A 22,288-nucleotide genomic window follows, 5' to 3' on the forward strand; every position below is an offset into this window, starting at 1 on the left:
GCCATAATGCAGAACTGAAGGCATAAAGCAGCCACAGTCCTATGGGGGCACACGAGCACCGTTTTGACTTGTTCCGGCTTCGACTCCGGGCCGCTGATTTGGCAGCGACGGAACAAAGCCTATCGGTCAGGCACTCGCGGCGCCAAGTCTACTCTGGCGACGCGTGTCGTAGGAATCGAGGGTTTTTCAGGAAGGTTGCGTCTGTAGGAATTTCCTGTTTTTGCACTTGCTACAGAGAAGCGGCACCTGAGGTGCAGTTTTTCAGTTAGCTATTCGAATATTGGGAATACGTAATCCTACGATCGGCGGCGGTTACAGAGGTGACGGGGCCTTGGGGGCGCCGCCCGGATCGGTGGTTATTGTTTTGTTTTCTTTGGGGTGGAGCCTGGTGGTGCGTACTGCCGGTTTCTGCCTTGAAACCGAGGTGACCCCTATCGCTGGCAAGCCAGCTCCTACAGGTTTTGTGTGAGTCAGGAACGACGCGGACGTGTAGGAGCCGGCTTGCTGGCGATGCTTTTTCTTAGTGCTTGAACATCACATGCCGAACGACGGTGTAGTCCTCCAGCCCATACATGGACATGTCCTTGCCATAGCCGGACAATTTCTGACCGCCGTGGGGCATTTCGCTGACCAGCATGAAGTGCGTATTCACCCAGGTGCAGCCGTACTGCAAACGGGCGGATAGGCGATGGGCGCGGCCGACGTCGGCGGTCCACACGGAAGAGGCCAGACCGTAGTCCGAATCGTTGGCCCAGCCCAGCACTTGTGCTTCATCGGTGAATTTGGTGACGGATACCACCGGCCCGAACACTTCGCGACGGACGATTTCGTCGTCCTGTTGCGCATCGGCCAGCACGGTCGGTTCGAAGAAGAATCCATTGCCCTCAACCGCTTTGCCGCCAGTGATCAAACGAATGTGCGGCTGAGCGATGGCGCGCTCGACGAAACCGGCCACGCGGTCGCGGTGTTGCGCGGTGATCAGTGGGCCGAGTTCGGTGGACGGGTCATCCTGCAAGCCGTACTTGATGCTGCTGACGGCCGCGCCAAGCTTCTCGACGAATTTCTCGTAGATGCCTTCCTGCGCATAGATGCGGCAAGCGGCGGTGCAGTCTTGCCCGGCGTTGTAGAACCCGAAGGTACGGATGCCTTCGACGGCGGCGTCGATGTCGGCGTCGTCGAAGATGATCACCGGGGCTTTGCCGCCCAACTCCATGTGCATGCGTTTGACGCTGTCGGCGGTGCTGGAAATGATGTTCGAACCGGTGGCAATCGAACCGGTCAGCGACACCATGCGCACTTTCGGGTGAGTGACCAGTGGGCTGCCGACGGTAGGACCACGGCCGAACACCAGGTTGAGCACGCCGGCCGGGAAAATCTCCGACGCCAGTTCGGCCAGACGCAGGGCGGTCAGCGGGGTTTGTTCCGACGGCTTGAGCACCACGGTATTACCGGCGGCGAGGGCCGGGGCGATTTTCCAGGCGACCATCATCAACGGGTAGTTCCACGGCGCGATGGATGCGATCACGCCCACCGGATCGCGGCGGATCATCGAGGTGTGGCCGGGCAGGTACTCGCCACCGGCCGAACCGCTCATGCAACGGCTGGCGCCAGCGAAGAAACGGAACACGTCGGCAATCGCCGGGATCTCGTCGTTCAGCGCGGCACTGTAAGGCTTGCCGCAGTTGTCCGATTCCAGTTTGGCCAGCTCTTCGCCGTGGGCTTCGATGACGTCGGCGAGTTTGAGCAGCAGCAGCGAACGCTCTTTCGGCGGGGTCTGCGACCAACTGTCGAATGCGGCGTCGGCGGCGCGTACGGCGGCATCGACCTGGGCTTCGCTGGCTTCGTTGATTTCCACCAGCACACGGCCCAGCGCGGGGTTGAACACCGCTTGGGCGGGGCCTTCGCCGTTGAGCAGTTGGCCGTTGATCAAGAGTTTGGTTTGCATGGCAAGTGTCCTCTTACAGACGATTGTTTTTTTCTGTGGAAGCCGGTTCTCCTGTAGGAGCTGGCTTGCCAGCGATGGCGTCATCAGATCCAGCATCTAAGCCGGTTGACCTACCGCTATCGCCAGCAAGCCGGCTCCTACAAGGTTTTTTTTCCACAGTTGGAAAGGGTTGTCGGTTACTTGCCGCCACTGCCCGCAACGCTTTCGCCGCCGCGGGTCAGGTAATAAGCACCAAGGATCGGCAGCATGGTCACCATCATCACCAGCATTGCCACGACGTTGGTCACCGGCACGTCCCGTGGGCGGCTGAGCTGGTTGAGCAGCCACAGCGGCAGGGTGCGTTCATGGCCGGCGGTGAAGGTGGTGACAATGATTTCGTCGAACGACAGCGCAAACGCGAGCATGCCGCCGGCCAGCAACGCCGAGCCGAGGTTCGGCAGGATGATGTAGCGGAAGGTCTGCCAACCGTCGGCGCCGAGGTCCATCGAGGCCTCGATCAAACTGTGGGAAGTGCGACGCAAGCGGGCGATGACGTTGTTGTAGACGATCACCACACAGAAGGTCGCGTGGCCGACGATGATGGTGAACATCCCCGGTTCGATCCCCAGTGTTTTGAACGTCGCCAGCAACGCGATACCGGTGATGATCCCCGGCAGCGCAATCGGCAGGATCAGCATCAGCGAGATGCCTTGCTTGCCAAAGAAGTCGCGGCGATACAACGCCGCCGAAGCCAACGTGCCGAGCACCATGGCGATCAGCGTGGCAATCGAGGCAATCTGCAACGACAGCTTGATCGCTTCCAGCACGTCCGGCCGCGAGAACGCCACGCCGATCCACTTCCAAGTGAAACCCTTGGGCGGAAAGCTGAACGCTGCGTCTTCGGTATTGAAGGCGTACAGGAAGATGATCAGGATCGGGAAGTGCAGAAACACCAGCCCGCCCCAAGCGGCGATTTTCAGACCCAGTGAAGCCTTTTCAGAGTGCATCGAAGGCCCCCAGACGTTTGACGATGGACAGGTAAATGGCGATCAGTACGATCGGCACCAGAGTGAAGGCTGCAGCCATTGGCATGTTGCCGATGGCACCTTGCTGGGCGTACACCATGCTGCCGACGAAGTAGCCGGGCGGGCCCACCAGTTGCGGCACGATGAAATCGCCCAGGGTCAGTGAAAACGTGAAGATCGAACCGGCGGCAATGCCCGGGATCGACAGCGGCAGAATCACTTGCATGAAGGTCTGGCGCGGCTTGGCACCGAGGTCGGCGGAGGCTTGCAGCAGCGACGGCGGCAGGCGTTCCAGCGAGGCCTGGATCGGCAGGATCATGAACGGCAGCCAGATGTAGACGAACACCATGAAGCGCCCCAAGTGCGAGGTCGACAAGGTGCTGCCGCCCACGCCCGGAATGCCCAGCACGAACTGCAAAACCGGCTCCAGCCCCAGGTGCTGCACGAACCACTGCGCCACGCCGCCCTTGGCCAGCAGCAACGTCCAGGCGTAGGCCTTGACGATGTAACTGGCCCACATCGGCATCATCACGGCGATGTAGAAAAACGCCTTGGTCTTGCCGGTGGTGTAACGCGCCATGTAGTAGGCAATCGGAAACGCGACGATGGCGCTGGCAATCGACACGACAATCGCCATGCCCAAGGTGCGCAGGATGATGTCGAAGTTCGACGGCTGGAACAGCGCGGCGAAGTTCGCCAGCGTCAGGTCCGGCGTGACCGCCATGGTGAAGTCATCGAAGGTGTAGAAACCTTGCCACAGCAAAGTCAGCAACGAGCCCAGGTAGATCGCGCCGAACCATAGCAGCGGCGGCACCAGCAGCATCGACAGGTACAGGTTCGGCCGGCGATACAGCAGGTTGGAAAACCTGCGCAACGGCGAGCCGCCCGAAGGGGATTGAGAAACAGCCAAGGTGTTCATGTCACACCCCACCCACAACGGTGTCGTGCAACTGGACCATCGCTTCCCGCGCCCAGCGTGCGCTGAGGCGTTGCCCGGTCTGATGCTGCGCGCTGGTGTCCAGCCACTGGTTGTTGGCCTGGCTGATGTTCAGGGTCTGGCCGTTTTCCAGTTTTAGTTCATAGCGCGTGGCGCTGCCCTGGTACTGGATGTCGTGCAGCAAACCGCTGACTTCGATTTCGTGGCTGGCCAGCGGACCCTCGGCGAAACGCACGTGTTCCGGACGAATCGAGAACGGCTGCGGATTGCCACTGAGCTGCTTGGCCAGGTCACCGCGAATCACATTCGAGGTGCCGACGAATTCGGCGACGAAGGTGGTCGCCGGTTTCATGTACAGGTTGCGCGGTGTATCGACTTGTTCGATACGGCCCTTGTTGAACACCGCCACGCGGTCGGACATCGACAGCGCTTCGGTCTGGTCGTGGGTGACGAAAATGAAGGTGATGCCGAGTTGGCGTTGCAGCTTCTTCAATTCGCTTTGCATTTGCTCGCGCAGCTTCAGGTCCAGCGCGCCGAGCGGTTCATCGAGCAGCAAAACCCGTGGACGATTAACCAAGGCACGGGCCAGGGCCACACGCTGGCGCTGGCCGCCGGAGAGCTGTACCGGTTTGCGCTCGCCGTAGCCGCCGAGGGCAACCATGTCGAGGGCTTCTTCGGCTCGTTTCAGACGTTCAGCTTTGCCCACGCCTTTGACTTTCAGGCCGTAGGCTACGTTGTCGCGAACGTTCATGTGCGGGAACAGCGCGTAATCCTGGAACACGGTGTTCACGTCGCGCTGGTACGGCGGCAGGCCGGCGGCCTCTTCGCCATGAATACGGATGGAACCTGCGCTCGGTTGCTCAAACCCGGCGATCAGGCGCAAACAGGTGGTTTTGCCCGAGCCGGAAGGCCCCAGCATGGAGAAGAACTCGCCGTCCTGGATGTCGATGGAAACCCGGTCTACGGCTTTCACTTCGCCGAATAGACGGGAAACGTTGGTGAATTGGACTGCAAGCTTCATGGTGCGGTGCTCCAAAAAGACGAAGGCCGTCGCAGCGGCCCTGCCTGGACTTCTGAAAAAGCTGAATCGGTAGAGAAGAGCGCTTCGCGCTCTATCGCTGGCAAGCCAGCTCCTACAGGGGTACGTGGACTGTGTAGGAGCCGGCTTGCTGGCGATAAGAGGCGTTAACGACCGCCCATGATCGCGATGTAGTCCTGGGTCCAGCGGCTGTACGGCACAAACTTGCCGCCTTCAGCCTGCGGGGTTTTCCAGAAGGCGATCTTGTCGAACTGGTCGAAACCGTTGGTCTTGCAGCCTTCGGCGCCGAGCAGTTCACTGCCCTTGCACGCTGCCGGCACCGCTGGCAACGAACCGAACCACGCCGCTACGTCGCCCTGGACTTTCGGTTGCAGCGACCAGTCCATCCACTTGTAGGCGCAGTTCGGGTGCTTGGCTTCGGCGTGCAGCATGGTGGTGTCGGCCCATCCGGTGGCGCCTTCTTTCGGGATGGTCGAAGCGATCGGCTGCTTCTCGTTCATCAGGCCGTTGACCTGATAAGGCCAGGCACCGGAGGCGACTACGCCTTCGTTCTTGAAGTCGCTCATTTGCACGGTGGTGTCATGCCAGTAGCGGTGGATCAGCGGCTGCTGGGCGCGCAACAGATCGAGCACGGCCTTGTACTGTGCCTCGGTCAGTTCGTAGGGGTTCTGGATACCCAGTTCCGGTTTGGTTGATTTGAGATACAGCGCCGCGTCGGCGATGTAGATCGGGCCGTCATAGGCCTGCACACGACCCTTGTTCGGCTTGCCGTCCGGCAGGTTTTCCGCGTTGAACAACACACCCCAGGTGGTAGGCGGGGTCTTGAATACGTTGGTGTTGTACATCAGCACGTTCGGGCCCCACTGATACGGGGTGCCATAGGTTTGATTGTTGACCACGTACCACGGCGCATCCTTGAGGCGAGGGTCGAGGCTCTTCCAGTTCGGGATCAGCGCGGTGTTGATCGGCTGCACACGCTTGCCGACGATCAGGCGCAGGGACGCGTCGCCGGATGCCGTCACCAGGTCGTACCCACCCTTGGCCATCAGGCTGACCATTTCATCGGAAGTGGCGGCGGTTTTCACATTGACCTTGCAGCCGGTTTCCTTCTCGAAACCGGTGACCCAGTCGTAGGCCTTGTCGCTCTCGCCACGTTCGATGTAGCCGGGCCACGCCACAATATCCAGCTGACCTTCGCCGGCGCCGACCGCTTTGAGCGGCTCGGCGGCCTGGACACTGACGCTGGCCAGCAGCGCGGTGGTGATTGCACTGAGCAGTGCGGTCTTGTGCACGAACATGGGGTATCCCTCTTCTTTAAATTATGGTCGGGGCAGTTTTTGAACGTGGTTTTCAACGTCGTAAACAAGATCCTGCAGGAGCAGGCTCGCCGGCGATGAGTCCCTCAAACCTTGCGGTCTCCTGATGGACGCCATCGCTGGCAAGCCAGCGCCTACAAGGGCACCGCTTTGTTCCAACGTTTCAACATCAATGCCTTTACGGCTAATTGTTAGCGTAGTGCTCTTTTACAAATGCTGTCCGTGGCGCGCCATGATGTGCCGCACCACGCTGTAGTCCTGGAGCGAGTCGCTGGACAGGTCTTTGCCGTAGCCGGAGCGTTTCAAACCGCCGTGGGGCATTTCGCTGACCAGCATGAAATGGCTGTTGATCCAGGTGCAGCCGTACTGCAACCGGGCAGCGACCTGCATGGCCTTGTCGAGGTTCTGGGTCCAGACCGACGAGGCCAGGCCGTATTCCGAATCGTTGGCCCAATCCACCGCTTGTTCGAGTTGATCGAAACGGGTCACGGTAACCACCGGCCCGAACACTTCGCGCTGGACGATTTCATCGTTCTGTTTGCAGCCGGCCAGCAAGGTCGGCTGGTAATAGAAGCCAGCGCCGGAATGCACGGCGGCGCCGGTTACCCGTTCAATGTGCGGCTGGCCGAGGGCTCGTTCGACGAAACTGGCCACGCGGTCGCGCTGGCGGGTGCTGATCAGCGGGCCGATTTCATTGTCGGCATCGCGTTTGCCGGCAAAGCGCAGGCTGCTGACGGCGGCGCCGAGTTCGGCCACCAATCGGTCATGAATCCCGGCCTGGGCGTAGATTCGGCAGGCGGCGGTGCAGTCCTGGCCAGCGTTGTAGTAGCCGTAGGCGCGCACGCCTTCGACCACGGCTTGAATGTCGGCATCGTTGCAGACAATCACCGGGGCCTTGCCGCCGAGTTCGAGGTGGGTGCGCTTGAGCGTTTTCGAAGCGGCTTGGAGGATTTTCTGGCCGGTGACGATATCGCCGGTCAGCGACACCATGCGCACTTTAGGGTGGCTGACCAAATGGCTGCCGACGCCTTCACCGCCACCACAAATGATGTTGATCACACCGCGCGGCAGGATCTCGGCCAGCGCCGGCGCCAGGGCCAGGATCGACAGCGGCGTGTGTTCCGACGGCTTGAACACCAACGTATTGCCGGCGGCGAGGGCCGGGGCGATTTTCCACGCGGCCATCATGATCGGGTAGTTCCATGGCGCAATCGACGCCACGACCCCGATGGGATCGCGCCGGACCATGCTGGTGTAGCCAGGCATGTATTCACCGCTGAGCTGGCCAGTCTGGCAACGCACGGCACCGGCAAAGAAACGGAACACATCAACCGTAGCGCTCAGGTCATCCTGACGGGCCAGGTGCAGCGGCTTGCCACAGTTCATGGATTCGAGGCGAGCGAGCAGGTCGGCGTTTTTTTCGATGGCGTTGGCGATGTCCAGCAACAGGTTCGAGCGTTGCTGCGGCGTGGTCCGTGACCAACCGGTGAAGGCGCGGTGGGCGGCGAGGATGGCCGCTTCGACTTGTTCGGTGCTGGCTTCGGCGATCTGGGTGAGAACCTCCCCGGTGGCGGGGTTGAGAATCGGCTCGACGCAGCCTTGTCCGGCGACTAATTCACCATCGATCAACAATGCGGTGAACAACGGGGTCTGCGCGCCAGCCATTTTTCGGGTTCTCTTTTCTTGTGTGGCCATGCTGCTCCCTGTGACTGGGGCTGGCCGTCTTATATAGATGTAACAAGACTAGTGCGCGGCCCCGAGGTCGACAAATACTAAATACTGAAGGTGGCGTTCGATTAAATAGATGGCTTGCGTTTGCCGTGGGGTTGTTCACGCGCGACGGTGAGAAACGGATCCACCAACGCCGGGCGGGCGGTGCCGCGACGCCACGCCAAGCCGATATCGAGGGTCTGGTTCAGGTCGGCAATCGGCCGCGCTTCAATGATGTCGCCTTCCAGCGACCAAGGGCGGTAAGTCATGTCGGGCTGGATCGATACGCCCAAGCCGGCAGCCACCAGGCTTCGCACCGCTTCGGTCGAGGCGGTGCGCAGCGTGATGCGCGGCTGCAACGACGCGGCGGACCACATGCGTTGTGCGTTGCGGTCCATTTCATCGACGTTCAGCTGGATCAACGGCTCGCGAACCACGTCGGCGAGGTTGATGCTGTCGTGTTCAAGCAAGGGATGCTGGGCCGGCAGCCACAAGCGATGGGGCGAATGAGTCAACACTTCGGTCTGCAAGGCGTGGCGATCTTCGAGGTTGGAGAGGATCAGCACGCCGACATCAATCTCGCCGCTGACCAACAAATGCTCGATGTAGGGGCGCTCGTCTTCCATCACGCGAATTTCAACGTTGGGGTAGGCGCGCTGAAAACGGGTGAGCAAGTCCGCCAGGTAATAACCGGCCACCAGGCTGGTCACGCCGATGATCAACTGTCCTGCGACCTGGTCGGTACTCTGTTGCAGGCTGCGCTTGGCGTTATCCACCGTGGCCAGAATCAGGTGTGCCTGGCGCAGGAATTGATGGCCCTGATGGGTCAGCGTCATGCCCTTGGCGTGACGGCTGAACAGGCTGACGCCGATTTCTTCTTCCAGCTGCTGGATCGCCAGGGTCAATGTCGACTGGGAGATGAATGCCGTTTGTGCGGCAGCCGAGATCGAGCCGGTCTCGGCAACGGCGATGAAGTGGCGGATTTGACGCAGGGTCATCATGGAGAGGGTACCCGGTGGGCTGTTTTTATCGATTTGTTACAGTGTATATCGATAATTCTGAAGGAGGATTCAACCTGTCAGCGTTGACGCGCTGTCGAGCAACATCTGGAAGCACTCTCGCTGGCAGTTTTCGGGCACTTTCGATCTAGTCTGGTGGCCTGAAGGACCGGTTAAACCTTTTTATGGAGGCGCAAATGATCACCCGTGGATTGCTCGAGCAGTTACTCAAGTCTGGCCAGGACATGTTGCAAAACAAGGCCGGCAGCGCGCAGAACAAGGGGGCGAGCAGTAGCTCTGGTGGCCTTGGCAGTTTGCTTTCCGGTGCCAGCGGCGGTGCATTGGCGGCGGGGGCAATGGGGTTGCTGCTGGGTAACAAGAAAGCCCGCAAGGTGGGTGGCAAGGTGGCGGTCTATGGCGGTCTCGCGGCGTTGGGCGTGATTGCCTACAAGGCCTACGGTAACTGGCAGACCCAGCAAGGCATTGCACCGAAGACCGAACCGCAAACCCTTGACCGGTTGCCGATGGCCGAGGTCGAGCAGCACAGTCAGGCGATTCTCAAGGCGCTGGTGGCCGCGGCCAAGGCCGACGGGCATATCGATGCGCGTGAGCGCGAGCTGATCGAAGGCGCGTTCACCAAACTGGATAACGATCAGGAACTGCAACACTGGCTGCACGCCGAGCTCAACAAACCGCTGGACCCCAGCGATGTCGCCCGCGCTGCCAGGACCCCGGAAATGGCCGCCGAGATGTACATCGCCAGTGTGATGCTGGTGGATGAAGAGAGCTTCATGGAGAAATCCTATCTCGACGAACTGGCACGCCAGCTCAAACTGGAGCCGGGGCTGAAGGCCGAGCTAGAGAAGCAGGTTCGCCAGGCTTCGATGTAGTTTGTTTGCTTAAAAGATCGCAGCCTTCGGCAGCTCCTACGGGATCCGCGTCATCCGAAGGCTGCGATCTTTTGCTTTATGCCGGCCAATTCACGGCCTGTTTCTGCCGTATCGCCACTGGCGTGCCAGGCTTTTTCAGCAGGATGAGAAGCGGCACGCAACCGGCTTATAAATGAAACACCGCCCTCGGCTATACTCCTCGCATTTCGAAACCGCCCCGAGGACTGACTGTGAAGAACTGGACGTTGCGCCAACGCATTTTGGCGAGCTTTGCGGTAATTATCGCCATCATGCTTCTGATGGTCGTCGTCTCGTATTCGCGGTTGTTGAAAATTGAAGCCGACGAGGAGCGCGTGCGTGACGACGCGATTCCCGGGGTGTATCACAGCTCCATGATCCGCAGTGCCTGGGTCGACAGTTACGTGCAGACGCAGGAGTTGCTTGGCCTCAAGAAGGGGCAGGGCATCAACGCCGAGGATGCGGCGGACTTCAAGGCATTTGAAACGCGTCTACAAGAGCAGATTGCCAACTACCGCAGTACGGTCACCACCGATGAGGACAAGACCGAGTTCGCGCTCTTCGAGCAGGACGTGCTGGACTTCAACAAGATTCAGGCCGCTGTCCTCGATCTGCACCAGCGCAACCAGGGCGATCAGGCAATTGAACTGTTCGAAACAAGGCTGACGCCTGCCTGGACAAAGGGGCGCATGAAACTCAACGATATTATTCGCGAGAACAAAGTCGTCGCCGACAACGCAATGGATGCCATTGATGACGCGGTGGCGGCGGCGAAAATCAGCATGGGTGTTTCCCTGCTGGTGGCGGTATTGGCCGCCGCGCTTTGTGGTCTGTTGTTGATGCGCGCGATCATGGCGCCGATGAATCGCATCGTGACTATCCTCGAAATCATGCGTACCGGCGACCTCAGCGGTCGTCTGAACCTGGAGCGCAAGGACGAGTTCGGCGCGGTGGAAACCGGCTTCAACGACATGATGACCGAGCTCACGTCCCTGGTGTCCCAGGCCCAGCGCTCGTCGGTGCAGGTCACCACGTCCGTCACCGAGATTGCTGCCACCTCCAAGCAACAACAGGCCACTGCCACCGAAACCGCGGCGACCACCACCGAGATCGGTGCGACCTCCCGTGAAATCGCCGCCACCTCCCGCGATCTGGTGCGCACCATGACCGAAGTGTCCACCGCCGCCGATCAGGCTTCGGTGGCCGCCGGTTCTGGCCAGCAAGGGCTGGCGCGCATGGAAGAAACCATGCATTCGGTGATGGGCGCGGCCGATCTGGTCAACGCCAAACTGGCGATCCTCAATGAGAAGGCCGGCAACATCAATCAGGTGGTCGTGACCATCGTCAAGGTGGCCGACCAGACCAACCTGTTGTCGCTCAACGCCGCCATCGAAGCTGAAAAGGCCGGTGAATACGGTCGTGGCTTTGCCGTGGTTGCCACGGAAGTGCGGCGTCTGGCAGACCAGACGGCTGTCGCCACGTACGACATCGAGCAGATGGTGCGCGAGATTCAGTCGGCGGTTTCGGCCGGGGTCATGGGCATGGACAAGTTCTCCGAAGAAGTGCGTCGCGGCATGTCCGAAGTGCAGCAGGTCGGCGAGCAGCTGTCGCAGATCATTCATCAGGTGCAGGCGCTGGCGCCGCGCGTGCTGATGGTCAACGAAGGCATGCAGGCCCAGGCCACCGGTGCCGAACAGATCAATCACGCGCTGGTGCAATTGGGTGATGCCAGCAGCCAGACGGTCGAGTCCTTGCGTCAGGCCAGCTTCGCCATCGATGAGCTGAGTCAGGTGGCCGTCGGGCTGCGCAGCGGCGTTTCGCGATTCAAAGTCTGATGAGCGAAATCACGGCTAAACGTCCTGCTGTGAAGCAGGCGTTGCACGCGTTGTTCCTGGTGTTTCGCATCGGTAGCGAACGGTATGCCCTGAAGGCCATCGAGGTGGCGGAAGTGTTGCCGTGTCTGCCGTTGAAACCGATTCCCCATACACCCGACTGGGTCGCCGGGGTGTTCGCCTATCGTGGGGCGGTGGTGCCGGTGATCGACCTGAGCGCGCTGACCTTTGGTAGGCCTGCCCTGGCACGCACCAGCACGCGACTGGTGTTGGTCAATTACCGTCCCGATGAGACCGCTGAAGCACAATTGCTCGGGCTGATTCTGGAGCAAGCCACCGACACCTTGCGTTGCGATCCGGCGGACTTTCAACCCTACGGCCTGGACAATCGCCAGACGCCTTACCTGGGGCCGGTTCGCAAGGACGAGCAAGGCTTGCTGCAATGGGTGCGGGTCGCCGATTTGCTGGACGATCAGGTTCGCGCGCTGCTGTTCCCGTCGCCGCCGTTGGACCTGGCGCTGCTTGAGGGACGGTCATGAGTAGTGATCAGCGGTTTTTCGACTTCCTCAAGGAGCGCATCGGCCTCGACGTGACGTCGGTGGGGCCGGCCATCATTGAGCGCGCCGTACGCCAGCGCAGTCAGGCTGCGCAAGCGCAGACAGTCGATGAATACTGGCTCACGTTGCAGGGATCGCGTGACGAACAGCACGCGTTGATCGAAGCGGTGATCGTCCCGGAAACCTGGTTCTTTCGTTACCCGGAATCCTTCGCTACCCTGGCCAAACTGGCGAGCAAACGCCTGGTCGAGATCAACAACTTGCGCGCACTGCGGATTCTCAGCCTGCCGTGTTCCACTGGTGAAGAGCCGTATTCGATTGCCATGGCACTGCTCGATGCCGGGCTCAAGCCGCACCAGTTCAAAGTTGACGGCATGGATGTGAGCCCGTTGTCGGTGGAAAAAGCCAGGCGGGCGGTGTACGGGAGAAACTCCTTTCGCGGTCAGGATATCGAGTTTCGTGATCGCCATTTCAGCGCCGAAGGTGAGGGCTACCGCCTCAATCAACGGGTACTCGAACAAGTGCGTTTGCAGGTCGGCAATTTGCTGGACCCGGTCTTGCTCGCCAATGAGCCGGCGTTTGATTTCGTGTTCTGCCGCAACCTGCTGATCTATTTCGATCAAACGACGCAGAAGCAGGTATTCGAGGTGCTCAAGCGCCTGACCCACGTCGACGGTGTGCTGTTTATCGGGCCGGCCGAGGGCGGTCTGCTGGGGCGTTTTGGTATGCGTTCGATGGGTATCGCGCAGTCCTTTGCTTTCAGTCGGCAAGGGGCGCCGGAGCCATTGCCGCTGCCGACGTTGGTTCCCGCGCCGTTACCGGTGCCATCGGTGCCGCGCAGTCGCCACTCGACCGTGGTGCGCAACCGTCCGTTTGCCAGCGCCGAACCCGCGGTTTTTGCGCCCAAAACGTCGGTCTCCGACACCGTCGCATTGCTGGCGAACATCGGAGCCCTGGCTAACGAAGGCAAAAGTGCCGAAGCGCGAGCCGCCTGTGAACGTTATTTGCGCAGCCATGAACCCGTGGCCCAGGTGTTCTGCTGGTTGGGGCTGCTCAGCGATGTGGCCGGCAATGCCTTCGAAGCCCAGGGTTTTTACCGCAAGGCGTTGTACCTCGAACCGCAACATCCCGAAGCGTTGATGCACCTGGCGGCGTTGCTGCAAGCCCAGGGCGACACGGCGGGTGCCAGACGATTGCAGGAGCGTGCCGCCCGCAGCACACGCGCCGCCGACAGTGAGCGTAAACGATGATTGTCTCCGACACCTTTAGCGTCAGCCGGGATGCCCAGGCCATCGACGACTGCTGGAACCGCATCGGTATCCATGGGGACACGTCTTGCCCGCTATTGAGCGAGCATATCCATTGCCGTAACTGCGCGGTGTATTCGACGGCGGCGACGCGTTTGCTGGATCGTTATGCGTTGCAGCAGGAAGATCGCGGGCACGTGTCCGTCGCGCTCGAGAGTGAGGTCAAAACACGGTCGCTGTTGATGTTCCGCCTCGGCGATGAATGGCTCGGACTGGCCACGCGCAGTCTGGTGGAGGTGGCGCCGCTGCAAGCGATTCATTCCTTGCCCCACCAGCGTTCCCGGGCCTTGCTCGGCGTGGCGAATGTGCGCGGTGCGCTGGTGGCGTGTCTGTCGTTGGTGGATTTGCTCGGGCTCGAAGACGCCGGCAGCGTGGCAAGCGGTGCGCGAGTCATGCCGCGCATGCTGATCATCGCGGCTCACGGCGGGCCGGTCGTGGTGCCGGTGGACGAAGTTGACGGGATTCACGCCATTGATGAGCGCATCCTTGATGCCGCGTCGCAGTCGGGGACCCAGGCCAGTGCCAAGTACACCCGGGGCGTGTTGCCATTCAAAGGTCGCAGCCTGCGCTGGCTGGATGAAGAACAGCTGCTGTCCGCCGTGACCCGGAGCCTCACATGACCCCCGACCAAATGCGCGACGCCTCTTTGCTGGAGCTGTTCAGCCTGGAGGCCGAAGCCCAGACCCAGGTGCTGAGCACCGGCCTGCTGGCACTGGAGCGCGATCCGACCCAGGCCGATCACCTTGAATCGTGCATGCGCGCGGCGCACTCGCTCAAGGGCGCGGCACGAATTGTCGGCGTCGATGCGGGCGTCAGCGTCGCTCATGTGATGGAGGACTGCCTGGTCAGTGCCCAGGAAGGGCGTCTGCTGCTGAGTCCCGAACACATTGATGCGTTGCTGCAAGGCACCGATTTGCTGATGCGCATCGCCACGCCGAACAACAATCCGGCGTCGTTGAACATCGACGCCTACGTGGCGTTGATGGCGCGGCTGCTGGACCCGGCAGCCCCGCTGGCGGTCGCCGCTTCGGTGATGGCCGAGTTACAGCTCGAGGCGCCCGCGCCCACGATCGAAGCCCCGGCGCCGGACGTAGAACCCGCGCCAGCGCCTGCACCGCGCAAAACCAAACGCGCCACCGAAAACGGCGAACGGGTCCTGCGCGTCACGGCCGAGCGCCTCAACAGTTTGCTCGATTTATCGAGCAAATCCCTGGTGGAAACCCTGCGGCTCAAACCGCACCTGGCAACCATGCAGCGGCTCAAGCGCATGCAGAGCAACGGCCTGCGCGCGCTGGAGAATCTCAACGTGCACCTCAAGGATCACGCCTTGAGTCTGGAAGCACGGGAATCGCTCGAAGATGCGCGGCGGTTGCTGGCGGAATCCCAGCAATTGCTGGTGGCGAAAAATGCCGAACTCGATGAGTTCGCCTGGCAGGCCAGTCAGCGCGCGCAGGTGTTATATGACACGGCACTGGCCTGTCGCATGCGGCCGTTCGCCGATGTGTTGACCGGGCAAGCGCGCATGGTCCGCGATCTGGGACGCGACTTGGGCAAGCAAGTGCGGCTGGAGATCGAGGGCGAGAAAACCCAGGTCGATCGCGACGTGCTGGAAAAGCTCGAAGCGCCGCTGACCCATTTGCTGCGCAACGCAGTCGATCACGGCATCGAAACCCCGGAACAACGCCTGCTGGCGGGCAAACCGGCGGAAGGCGTGATCCGTTTGCGTGCCTCCCATCAGGCCGGCCTGTTGGTGCTGGAATTGAGCGATGACGGCAATGGCGTCGATCTGGAAAAGGTCCGTCGCAGCATCGTTGAACGCAATCTCTCACCGTCTGAAACGGCCGCTCAGTTAAGTGAAGACGAGCTGCTGACGTTCCTGTTCCTGCCGGGCTTCAGCCTGCGCGACACCGTTACGGAAGTCTCCGGGCGCGGCGTCGGGCTGGACGCGGTGCAACACATGGTCCGCCAGTTGCGCGGCGCGGTGGAGCTGGAACAAACGGCGGGCGAGGGCAGCCGTTTTCATCTCGAGGTACCGCTGACCTTGTCGGTGGTGCGCAGCCTGGTGGTGGAAGTCGGCGCTGAGGCTTACGCCTTCCCGTTGGCTCACATCGAACGCATGTGCGACCTGGAACCCTCGGACATCGTGCAGGTCGAGGGGCGTCAGCATTTCTGGCATGAAGGCCGGCATGTCGGCCTCGTGGCGGCCAGCCAATTGTTGCAGCGTCCGGCGAGCCAGAGCGACCAGCAAACCCTGAAAGTCGTGGTGATTCGCGAGCGCGATGCGATCTACGGCGTGGCGGTCGAGCGCTTTATCGGCGAGCGGACCTTGGTGGTGCTGCCACTGGATGAGCGTCTGGGCAAGGTGCAGGACATTTCTGCCGGAGCCTTGCTCGATGACGGTTCGGTGGTGCTGATCGTCGACGTCGAAGACATGCTGCGCTCGGTGGACAAACTGCTCAATACCGGGCGCCTGGAGCGCATTGCGCGTCACAGCAGTCAGGTGGTCGAAGCGGCTCGCAAACGGATTCTGGTGGTCGACGATTCCCTGACCGTGCGAGAGTTGCAACGCAAGCTCTTGCTCAATCGCGGCTACGATGTGGCCGTCGCGGTGGACGGCATGGATGGCTGGAACGCCCTGCGTTCAGAGGCATTCGATCTGTTGATCACGGACATTGATATGCCGCGCATGGACGGCATCGAGCTGGTCACTTTGCTGCGTCGGGATACGCGTCTGCAATCGCTGCCGGTGATGGTGGTGTCCTACAAGGATCGCGAGGAAGATCGCCGTCGTGGACTGGATGCCGGAGCCGACTATTATTTGGCCAAGGCCAGTTTTCATGATGACGCCTTGCTCGATGCAGTCGTCGAGCTCATTGGAGGAGCAAGGGCATGAGGATTGCAATCGTCAACGATATGCCCATGGCGGTAGAGGCCTTGCGCCGCGCCCTGGCGTTCGAGCCGTCGCATCAGGTGGTCTGGGTGGCGGGCAATGGCAGCGAAGCGGTGCACTTGTGCGCGCAGGACACGCCGGACCTGATCCTGATGGACCTGATCATGCCGGTGATGGATGGCGTCGAGGCAACCCGCCGGATCATGGAGGAAAGCCCCTGCGCCATCGTCATCGTCACCGTGGATCGTCAACAGAACGTGCACCGCGTCTTCGAAGCCATGGGCCATGGCGCGCTGGATGTGGTCGACACCCCGGCCCTCGGCGCAGGCAATGCCCAGGAAGCCGCCGCGCCGTTGTTGCGTAAAATCATCAACATCGGCTGGTTGATCGGCGAGAAAGGCAACCGGCCGAATCAAGCTCCGGCCCCGTTACGCAGTACGGGGTCGTGCCAAAGCCTGATCGCCATCGGCTCGTCCGCTGGCGGGCCGGCCGCGTTGGAAGTCCTGCTCAAGGGGCTGCCGCGCCACTTTTCACCGGCCATTGTGCTGGTGCAGCACGTTGATCAGGTATTCGCCGCCGGCATGGCTGAATGGCTCGGCAGCACCAGTGGCCTTGATGTGCGCCTGGCCCAGGAAGGTGAGCCGCCGCAAAGCGGCACGGTGTTGCTGGCCGGCACCAATCACCATATTCGCTTGTTGAAAAACGGCACGCTGGCGTATACCGCTGAACCGGTCGATGAAATTTATCGACCCTCCATCGACGTTTTCTTCGAGAGTGTGGCCAATTACTGGAATGGTGATGCCGTCGGTGTTTTGCTCACCGGCATGGGGCGTGATGGCGCTCAGGGGCTTAAACTCATGCGCCAACAGGGTTACCTGACCATCGCACAAGACCAGAACAGCAGTGCGGTGTATGGCATGCCGAAAGCGGCTGCGGCCATCGACGCTGCGGCAGAGATTCGTCCGCTGAACAAGATAGCGCCACGATTGCTGGAGATATTTACTAAATGAATGGTTTTTTCAGCAGTCCTGGCCCAGGCAGTATTCAGGTGAACGCCCATGAATGATTTACAGCTCGACGACTTCAAGACCGACGAAAACGCGGCCATGGTGTTGCTGGTAGACGATCAGGCCATGATCGGCGAAGCCGTGCGCCGCGGGTTGGCGAACGAAGAGAATATCGACTTCCACTTCTGCGCCGACCCGCACCAGGCCATCGCCCACGCGGTGCGCATCAAGCCGACAGTGATCCTGCAGGACCTGGTCATGCCCGGCCTTGACGGCCTGAGCCTGGTGCGCGAGTACCGCAATCATCCGGCGACCAAGGACATCCCGATCATTGTGCTGTCGACCAAAGAAGACCCGCTGATCAAGAGCGCGGCGTTCGCGGCCGGGGCCAACGATTATCTGGTCAAGCTGCCGGACAACATTGAACTGGTCGCGCGCATCCGCTATCACTCGCGTTCCTACATGACGCTGTTGCAGCGTGACGCGGCTTATCGTGCACTGCGCGTCAGTCAGCAGCAGTTGCTCGACACCAACCTGGTGCTGCAACGCCTGATGAACTCCGATGGCTTGACCGGGCTGTCGAACCGTCGTCATTTCGATGAATACATGGAACTGGAATGGCGCCGTTCGCTGCGTGAGCAGAGCCAATTGTCGTTGCTGATGATCGATGTCGACTACTTCAAAGCCTACAACGACAGCTTCGGCCACCTGGAAGGCGATGAAGCCCTGCGCAAGGTGGCGGCGGCGATCAAGGACGCCGGCTCCCGGCCTTCCGACCTGCCGGCCCGCTACGGCGGCGAAGAGTTCTCGCTGGTGCTGCCCAACACCTCGCCAGGTGGCGCGCGACTGGTGGCGGAAAAGCTGCGCCAGACCGTCGCAGCCCTGAAAATTCCGCACAACTCGCCTGGCGAAGGTTCGAGCCTGACCGTCAGCATCGGCCTGTCGACGATTATCCCCAAAGCGGGCAGCAACTGCCGTGAGCTGATCTCGGCGGCGGACAAGGGGCTGTATTCGGCAAAGAAAAACGGGCGTAATCAGGTGGGTGTGGCGTGATCTGCACCATCTACCAGGCGACGTAGAACCTGTGGGAGCCGGGCTTGCCCGCGATGAGGGCCTGACAGTCGATGCTTTCTTTGACTGATACACCGTCATCGCGGGCAAGCCCGGCTCCCACAGGGTTCCGTGTCGCTGCAGAGATCGCCTGTAAAGGTGCCTTTTCGGCCAAGCGGACTGCCGTTTTCAGCTGTTTCCCGGTATACTCGCCGGCTTTCAAAAGTTCGCCAACGAGTGCTGCCCGTCATGGAAATCAACCCGATCCTGAACACCATCAAGGACCTGTCCGAGCGCTCCGAAACTATTCGGGGGTATCTTTGACTACGATCAAAAGCATGAGCGTCTGACCGAAGTCAATCGCGAGCTTGAAGATCCGAGTGTCTGGAACAAACCTGAATACGCCCAGGAACTGGGCCGCGAGCGCGCTGCGCTGGCGCAGATCGTCGAGACCCTCGACGAACTGAACACCGGTCTGGCCGATTGCCGCGACCTGCTGGACATGGCCGTCGAAGAAAACGACGAAGGCGCAGTGGGCGATGTCGTCGCCGAGCTGGCCCGTCTCGAGGAAAACCTCGCCAAGCTGGAATTCCGGCGCATGTTCAGCCATGAAATGGACCCGAACAACGCCTACCTGGACATCCAGGCCGGTTCCGGCGGCACCGAAGCCCAGGACTGGGCCAACATCCTGTTGCGCATGTACCTGCGCTGGGCCGACAAACGCGGTTTCGAAGCGACCATCATGGAGCTGTCGGCCGGTGAAGTCGCCGGGATCAAAGGTGCCACCGTGCACATCAAGGGCGAATACGCCTTTGGCTGGCTGCGTACCGAGATCGGCGTCCACCGTCTGGTGCGCAAGAGCCCGTTCGACTCCGGCAACCGTCGCCACACCTCGTTCAGCGCAGTGTTTGTCTCGCCAGAGATCGATGACAAGGTGGAAATCGAAATCAACCCGGCAGACTTGCGGATCGACACCTATCGTTCCTCGGGTGCCGGTGGTCAGCACGTAAACACCACCGACTCGGCCGTACGTATCACCCACGTACCGACCAACACCGTGGTCAGCTGCCAGAACGAACGTTCCCAGCACGCCAACAAGGACACCGCCATGAAAATGCTGCGGGCCAAGTTGTACGAGCAGGAAATGCAGAAGCGCAACGCGGCGTCCCAGGCGCTGGAAGACACCAAGTCGGATATCGGCTGGGGTCATCAGATCCGCTCTTATGTACTCGATGCCTCGCGCATCAAGGATCTGCGCACTAACATCGAACGCAGCGACTGCGACAAGGTGCTCGACGGCGACATCGACGAATACCTGGAAGCCAGCCTGAAATCCGGGCTGTAAGTTACTGACACACCGCGATCCCCTGTAGGAGCCGGCTCGCCGGCGATCCCCGGCCGCAGGCCGGGGACAACGAACCAGATGGAATATTTAAAGACATGAGCGACCTAGAACTCGACCCGCAAGCCCTGCAACAGGAAGAAAACTCCCTGATCGCCCTGCGCAAGGAAAAGCTTGCTGCCGAGCGTGCCAAGGGCAATGCCTTCCCGAACGACTTCCGCCGCGACAACTACTGCGATGCGCTGCAGAAACAGTACGCGGACAAGACCAAGGAAGAGCTGGCAGAGGCTGCAATCCCGGTCAAGGTTGCCGGTCGCATCATGCTCAACCGTGGCTCGTTCATGGTGATCCAGGACATGACCGGTCGTATCCAGGTCTACGTCAACCGCAAGACCCTGTCCGAAGAAACCCTGGCCGCGGTGAAAACCTGGGACATGGGCGACATCATTGCCGCCGAAGGCACCCTGGCCCGTTCCGGCAAGGGCGACCTGTACGTCGAAATGACCAACGTGCGCCTGCTGACCAAATCCCTGCGCCCGCTGCCGGACAAGCACCACGGCCTGACCGACACCGAACAGCGCTACCGTCAGCGTTACGTTGACCTGATCGTCAACGAAGACGTGCGCCAGACGTTCCGCGTGCGTTCGCAAGTCATCGCCCACATCCGCAGCTTCCTGATGCAGCGTGACTTCCTGGAAGTGGAAACGCCGATGCTGCAGACCATTCCGGGCGGCGCGGCAGCCAAGCCGTTCGAAACCCACCACAACGCCTTGGACATGGGCATGTTCCTGCGTATCGCGCCGGAGCTGTACCTCAAGCGCCTGGTGGTTGGCGGCTTCGAGAAAGTGTTCGAGATCAACCGCAACTTCCGTAACGAAGGCGTTTCGACCCGTCACAACCCTGAATTCACCATGTTGGAGTTCTACCAGGCTTACGCCGACTACGAAGACAACATGGACCTGACCGAAGAATTGTTCCGCGAACTGGCGCAGCTGGTTCTGGGCAGCACCGACGTGCCGTACGGCGACAAGGTGTTCCACTTCGGTGAGCCGTTCGTGCGTCTGTCGGTGTTCGACTCGATCCTCAAGTACAACCCTGAGCTGACCGCTGACGACCTGAATGACATCGACAAGGCTCGTGCCATCGCCAAGAAGGCCGGCGCCAAGGTGCTGGGCTTCGAAGGTCTGGGCAAGCTGCAGGTGATGATTTTCGAAGAGCTGGTCGAGCACAAGCTGGAACAGCCGCACTTCATTACCCAGTACCCGTTCGAAGTGTCGCCGCTGGCCCGTCGCAACGACGACAACCCGAACGTCACCGACCGCTTCGAGTTGTTCATCGGTGGCCGCGAAATCGCCAACGCCTACTCCGAGTTGAACGACGCGGAAGACCAGGCCGAGCGCTTCATGGCTCAAGTGGCCGACAAGGACGCCGGTGACGACGAAGCCATGCACTACGACGCCGACTTCGTTCGTGCGCTGGAGTACGGCATGCCGCCAACGGCGGGTGAAGGCATCGGTATTGACCGTCTGGTGATGCTGCTGACCAACTCCCCGTCGATCCGCGACGTGATCCTGTTCCCGCACATGCGACCGCAAGCGTAAGTGTTTCAATTAAAAAGCCGCCTGAAATGGGCGGCTTTTTATTGCCTGTCTGGTACAAACGTATCAATTGGTTACTTTTGAAGAGAGAGGATTCCTGTCGTGAACGGTGCAATGGCTCAAGAAGGTGCAGCGGATATCGCCACTGCGGTCGCTGAAAGTGTTCAGTACCAGGGTCGCAAGGCCAGCCGACAGGGCAGTGAACAGCGGCGACAGGACATTCTCGACGCCGCCATGCGCATCGTCGTGCGCGATGGCGTGCGCGCCGTGCGGCACCGTGCAGTGGCCGCCGAGGCGCAAGTGCCGTTGTCGGCGACCACCTACTATTTCAAGGATATCGATGACCTGCTCACCGATACCTTCGCGCAATACGTGGAACGTAGCGCCGCCTACATGGCCAAGCTGTGGGTGAACAACGAAGGCCTGCTGCGCGACATGATCGCCAGTGGCGATGGCAGCCCGCAGGCTCGTTCAACGCTGGCGGACGACATTGCGCGGCTGATGACGGACTATGTTCACCGGCAACTGATCACACGCCGAGAGCATTTGATGGCCGAACAGGCGTTCCGTCAGGAAGCGCTGTTGAACCCGCGCCTGGCTGAGTTGGTGCGCTCGCATCAGCAAATTCTGTTGCAGGGATCCTGCCAGCTTTTCCAGGTCTTGGGCTCGCATGAGCCGCAACAAGATGCCAAAGTGTTGACGGCCATAATCGGACGGATGGAATATCAGGGCCTGCTCAACGACGCCGATCCGGTCGCCGAAGAGGAAATGCTCGGCAATCTGACGCGGTACATGCATCTGGTGTTGGCGTCAGTCTGATCCCCTGCAAAAGCGGTATGTGTTCAAAG

At 60.7% G+C, this 22,288-nt stretch carries 18 protein-coding genes; 11 read left to right on the forward strand and 7 right to left on the reverse strand.

What is annotated here, in order from left to right:
* Positions 1-520: 520 nt before the first annotated feature.
* From CKW15_RS07750 to CKW15_RS07780, 7 genes are all read right to left on the reverse strand, one after another.
* On the reverse strand, positions 521-1,945 hold the full coding sequence (locus tag CKW15_RS07750) for a gamma-aminobutyraldehyde dehydrogenase (protein WP_095151982.1): 1,425 nt from the start codon (positions 1,943-1,945) through the stop codon (positions 521-523).
* A 176-nt stretch (positions 1,946-2,121) separates the two neighbouring features.
* The gene (locus CKW15_RS07755) at positions 2,122-2,931 is read right to left on the reverse strand and encodes an ABC transporter permease (RefSeq protein ID WP_095151983.1); all 810 of its coding nucleotides are present in this window, start codon (positions 2,929-2,931) and stop codon (positions 2,122-2,124) included.
* Complete coding sequence (locus tag CKW15_RS07760; protein ID WP_053162175.1) at positions 2,921-3,868, reverse strand: ABC transporter permease; 948 nt, start codon at positions 3,866-3,868, stop codon at positions 2,921-2,923. Before CKW15_RS07760 ends, CKW15_RS07755 begins: the two co-directional genes overlap by 11 nt.
* Before the next feature lies 1 nt (position 3,869).
* Positions 3,870-4,907 carry an ABC transporter ATP-binding protein gene (locus tag CKW15_RS07765; protein ID WP_095151984.1) on the reverse strand — a complete coding sequence of 346 codons (1,038 nt, stop codon included), beginning with the start codon at positions 4,905-4,907 and terminating at the stop codon, positions 3,870-3,872.
* A gap of 164 nt (positions 4,908-5,071) precedes the next feature.
* On the reverse strand, positions 5,072-6,223 hold the full coding sequence (gene ydcS / locus CKW15_RS07770; protein WP_095058672.1) for a putative ABC transporter substrate-binding protein YdcS: 1,152 nt from the start codon (positions 6,221-6,223) through the stop codon (positions 5,072-5,074).
* A 225-nt stretch (positions 6,224-6,448) separates the two neighbouring features.
* Complete coding sequence (locus CKW15_RS07775; protein ID WP_095058673.1) at positions 6,449-7,936, reverse strand: gamma-aminobutyraldehyde dehydrogenase; 1,488 nt, start codon at positions 7,934-7,936, stop codon at positions 6,449-6,451.
* Between the two features lie 101 nt (positions 7,937-8,037).
* Positions 8,038-8,952, reverse strand: coding sequence for a LysR family transcriptional regulator (locus tag CKW15_RS07780; protein WP_095058674.1), 915 nt, complete (start codon positions 8,950-8,952; stop codon positions 8,038-8,040).
* Between the two features lie 194 nt (positions 8,953-9,146).
* On the opposite strand from CKW15_RS07780, the gene CKW15_RS07785 reads away from it, so the two are divergent.
* From CKW15_RS07785 to CKW15_RS07840, 11 genes are all read left to right on the forward strand, one after another.
* On the forward strand, positions 9,147-9,839 hold the full coding sequence (locus tag CKW15_RS07785; protein ID WP_095151985.1) for a tellurite resistance TerB family protein: 693 nt from the start codon (positions 9,147-9,149) through the stop codon (positions 9,837-9,839).
* Between the two features lie 230 nt (positions 9,840-10,069).
* Entirely contained in the window at positions 10,070-11,692 is a 1,623-nt protein-coding gene (locus CKW15_RS07790; RefSeq protein ID WP_095151986.1) for a methyl-accepting chemotaxis protein, read from the forward strand.
* The gene (locus tag CKW15_RS07795) at positions 11,692-12,228 is read left to right on the forward strand and encodes a chemotaxis protein CheW (protein ID WP_095058677.1); all 537 of its coding nucleotides are present in this window, start codon (positions 11,692-11,694) and stop codon (positions 12,226-12,228) included. The genes CKW15_RS07790 and CKW15_RS07795 overlap by 1 nt, the downstream gene beginning before the upstream one ends.
* Positions 12,225-13,496, forward strand: coding sequence for a protein-glutamate O-methyltransferase CheR (locus tag CKW15_RS07800; RefSeq protein ID WP_095151987.1), 1,272 nt, complete (start codon positions 12,225-12,227; stop codon positions 13,494-13,496). The genes CKW15_RS07795 and CKW15_RS07800 overlap by 4 nt, the downstream gene beginning before the upstream one ends.
* Positions 13,493-14,173, forward strand: a complete 681-nt coding sequence (locus tag CKW15_RS07805) for a chemotaxis protein CheW (protein ID WP_095151988.1) — start codon at positions 13,493-13,495, stop codon at positions 14,171-14,173. Before CKW15_RS07800 ends, CKW15_RS07805 begins: the two co-directional genes overlap by 4 nt.
* Positions 14,170-16,446: a hybrid sensor histidine kinase/response regulator gene (locus tag CKW15_RS07810; RefSeq protein ID WP_095151989.1), complete on the forward strand. Its 2,277-nt coding sequence runs from the start codon at positions 14,170-14,172 to the stop codon at positions 16,444-16,446. Before CKW15_RS07805 ends, CKW15_RS07810 begins: the two co-directional genes overlap by 4 nt.
* Complete coding sequence (locus CKW15_RS07815) at positions 16,443-17,453, forward strand: chemotaxis response regulator protein-glutamate methylesterase (protein ID WP_095058681.1); 1,011 nt, start codon at positions 16,443-16,445, stop codon at positions 17,451-17,453. The genes CKW15_RS07810 and CKW15_RS07815 overlap by 4 nt, the downstream gene beginning before the upstream one ends.
* A 48-nt stretch (positions 17,454-17,501) precedes the next feature.
* Complete coding sequence (locus tag CKW15_RS07820) at positions 17,502-18,503, forward strand: PleD family two-component system response regulator (protein ID WP_095058682.1); 1,002 nt, start codon at positions 17,502-17,504, stop codon at positions 18,501-18,503.
* 246 nt (positions 18,504-18,749) lie between these two features.
* Positions 18,750-19,845, forward strand: a protein-coding gene (gene prfB, locus CKW15_RS07830) for a peptide chain release factor 2 (RefSeq protein ID WP_143498399.1) whose coding sequence is annotated in 2 segments (ribosomal slippage) — positions 18,750-18,821 and positions 18,823-19,845 — 1,095 coding nt in all. Because the reading frame shifts where the segments join, the coding sequence is not laid out codon by codon here.
* 95 nt (positions 19,846-19,940) lie between these two features.
* Positions 19,941-21,443: a lysine--tRNA ligase gene (gene lysS, locus CKW15_RS07835; protein ID WP_095151991.1), complete on the forward strand. Its 1,503-nt coding sequence runs from the start codon at positions 19,941-19,943 to the stop codon at positions 21,441-21,443.
* A gap of 111 nt (positions 21,444-21,554) precedes the next feature.
* Positions 21,555-22,259 carry a TetR family transcriptional regulator gene (locus CKW15_RS07840; RefSeq protein ID WP_095151992.1) on the forward strand — a complete coding sequence of 235 codons (705 nt, stop codon included), beginning with the start codon at positions 21,555-21,557 and terminating at the stop codon, positions 22,257-22,259.
* The last annotated feature ends 29 nt before the right edge of the window (positions 22,260-22,288 follow it).

The sequence above is a fragment of the Pseudomonas sp. Irchel s3b5 genome, assembly GCF_900187435.1.
Taxonomy (GTDB): domain Bacteria; phylum Pseudomonadota; class Gammaproteobacteria; order Pseudomonadales; family Pseudomonadaceae; genus Aquipseudomonas.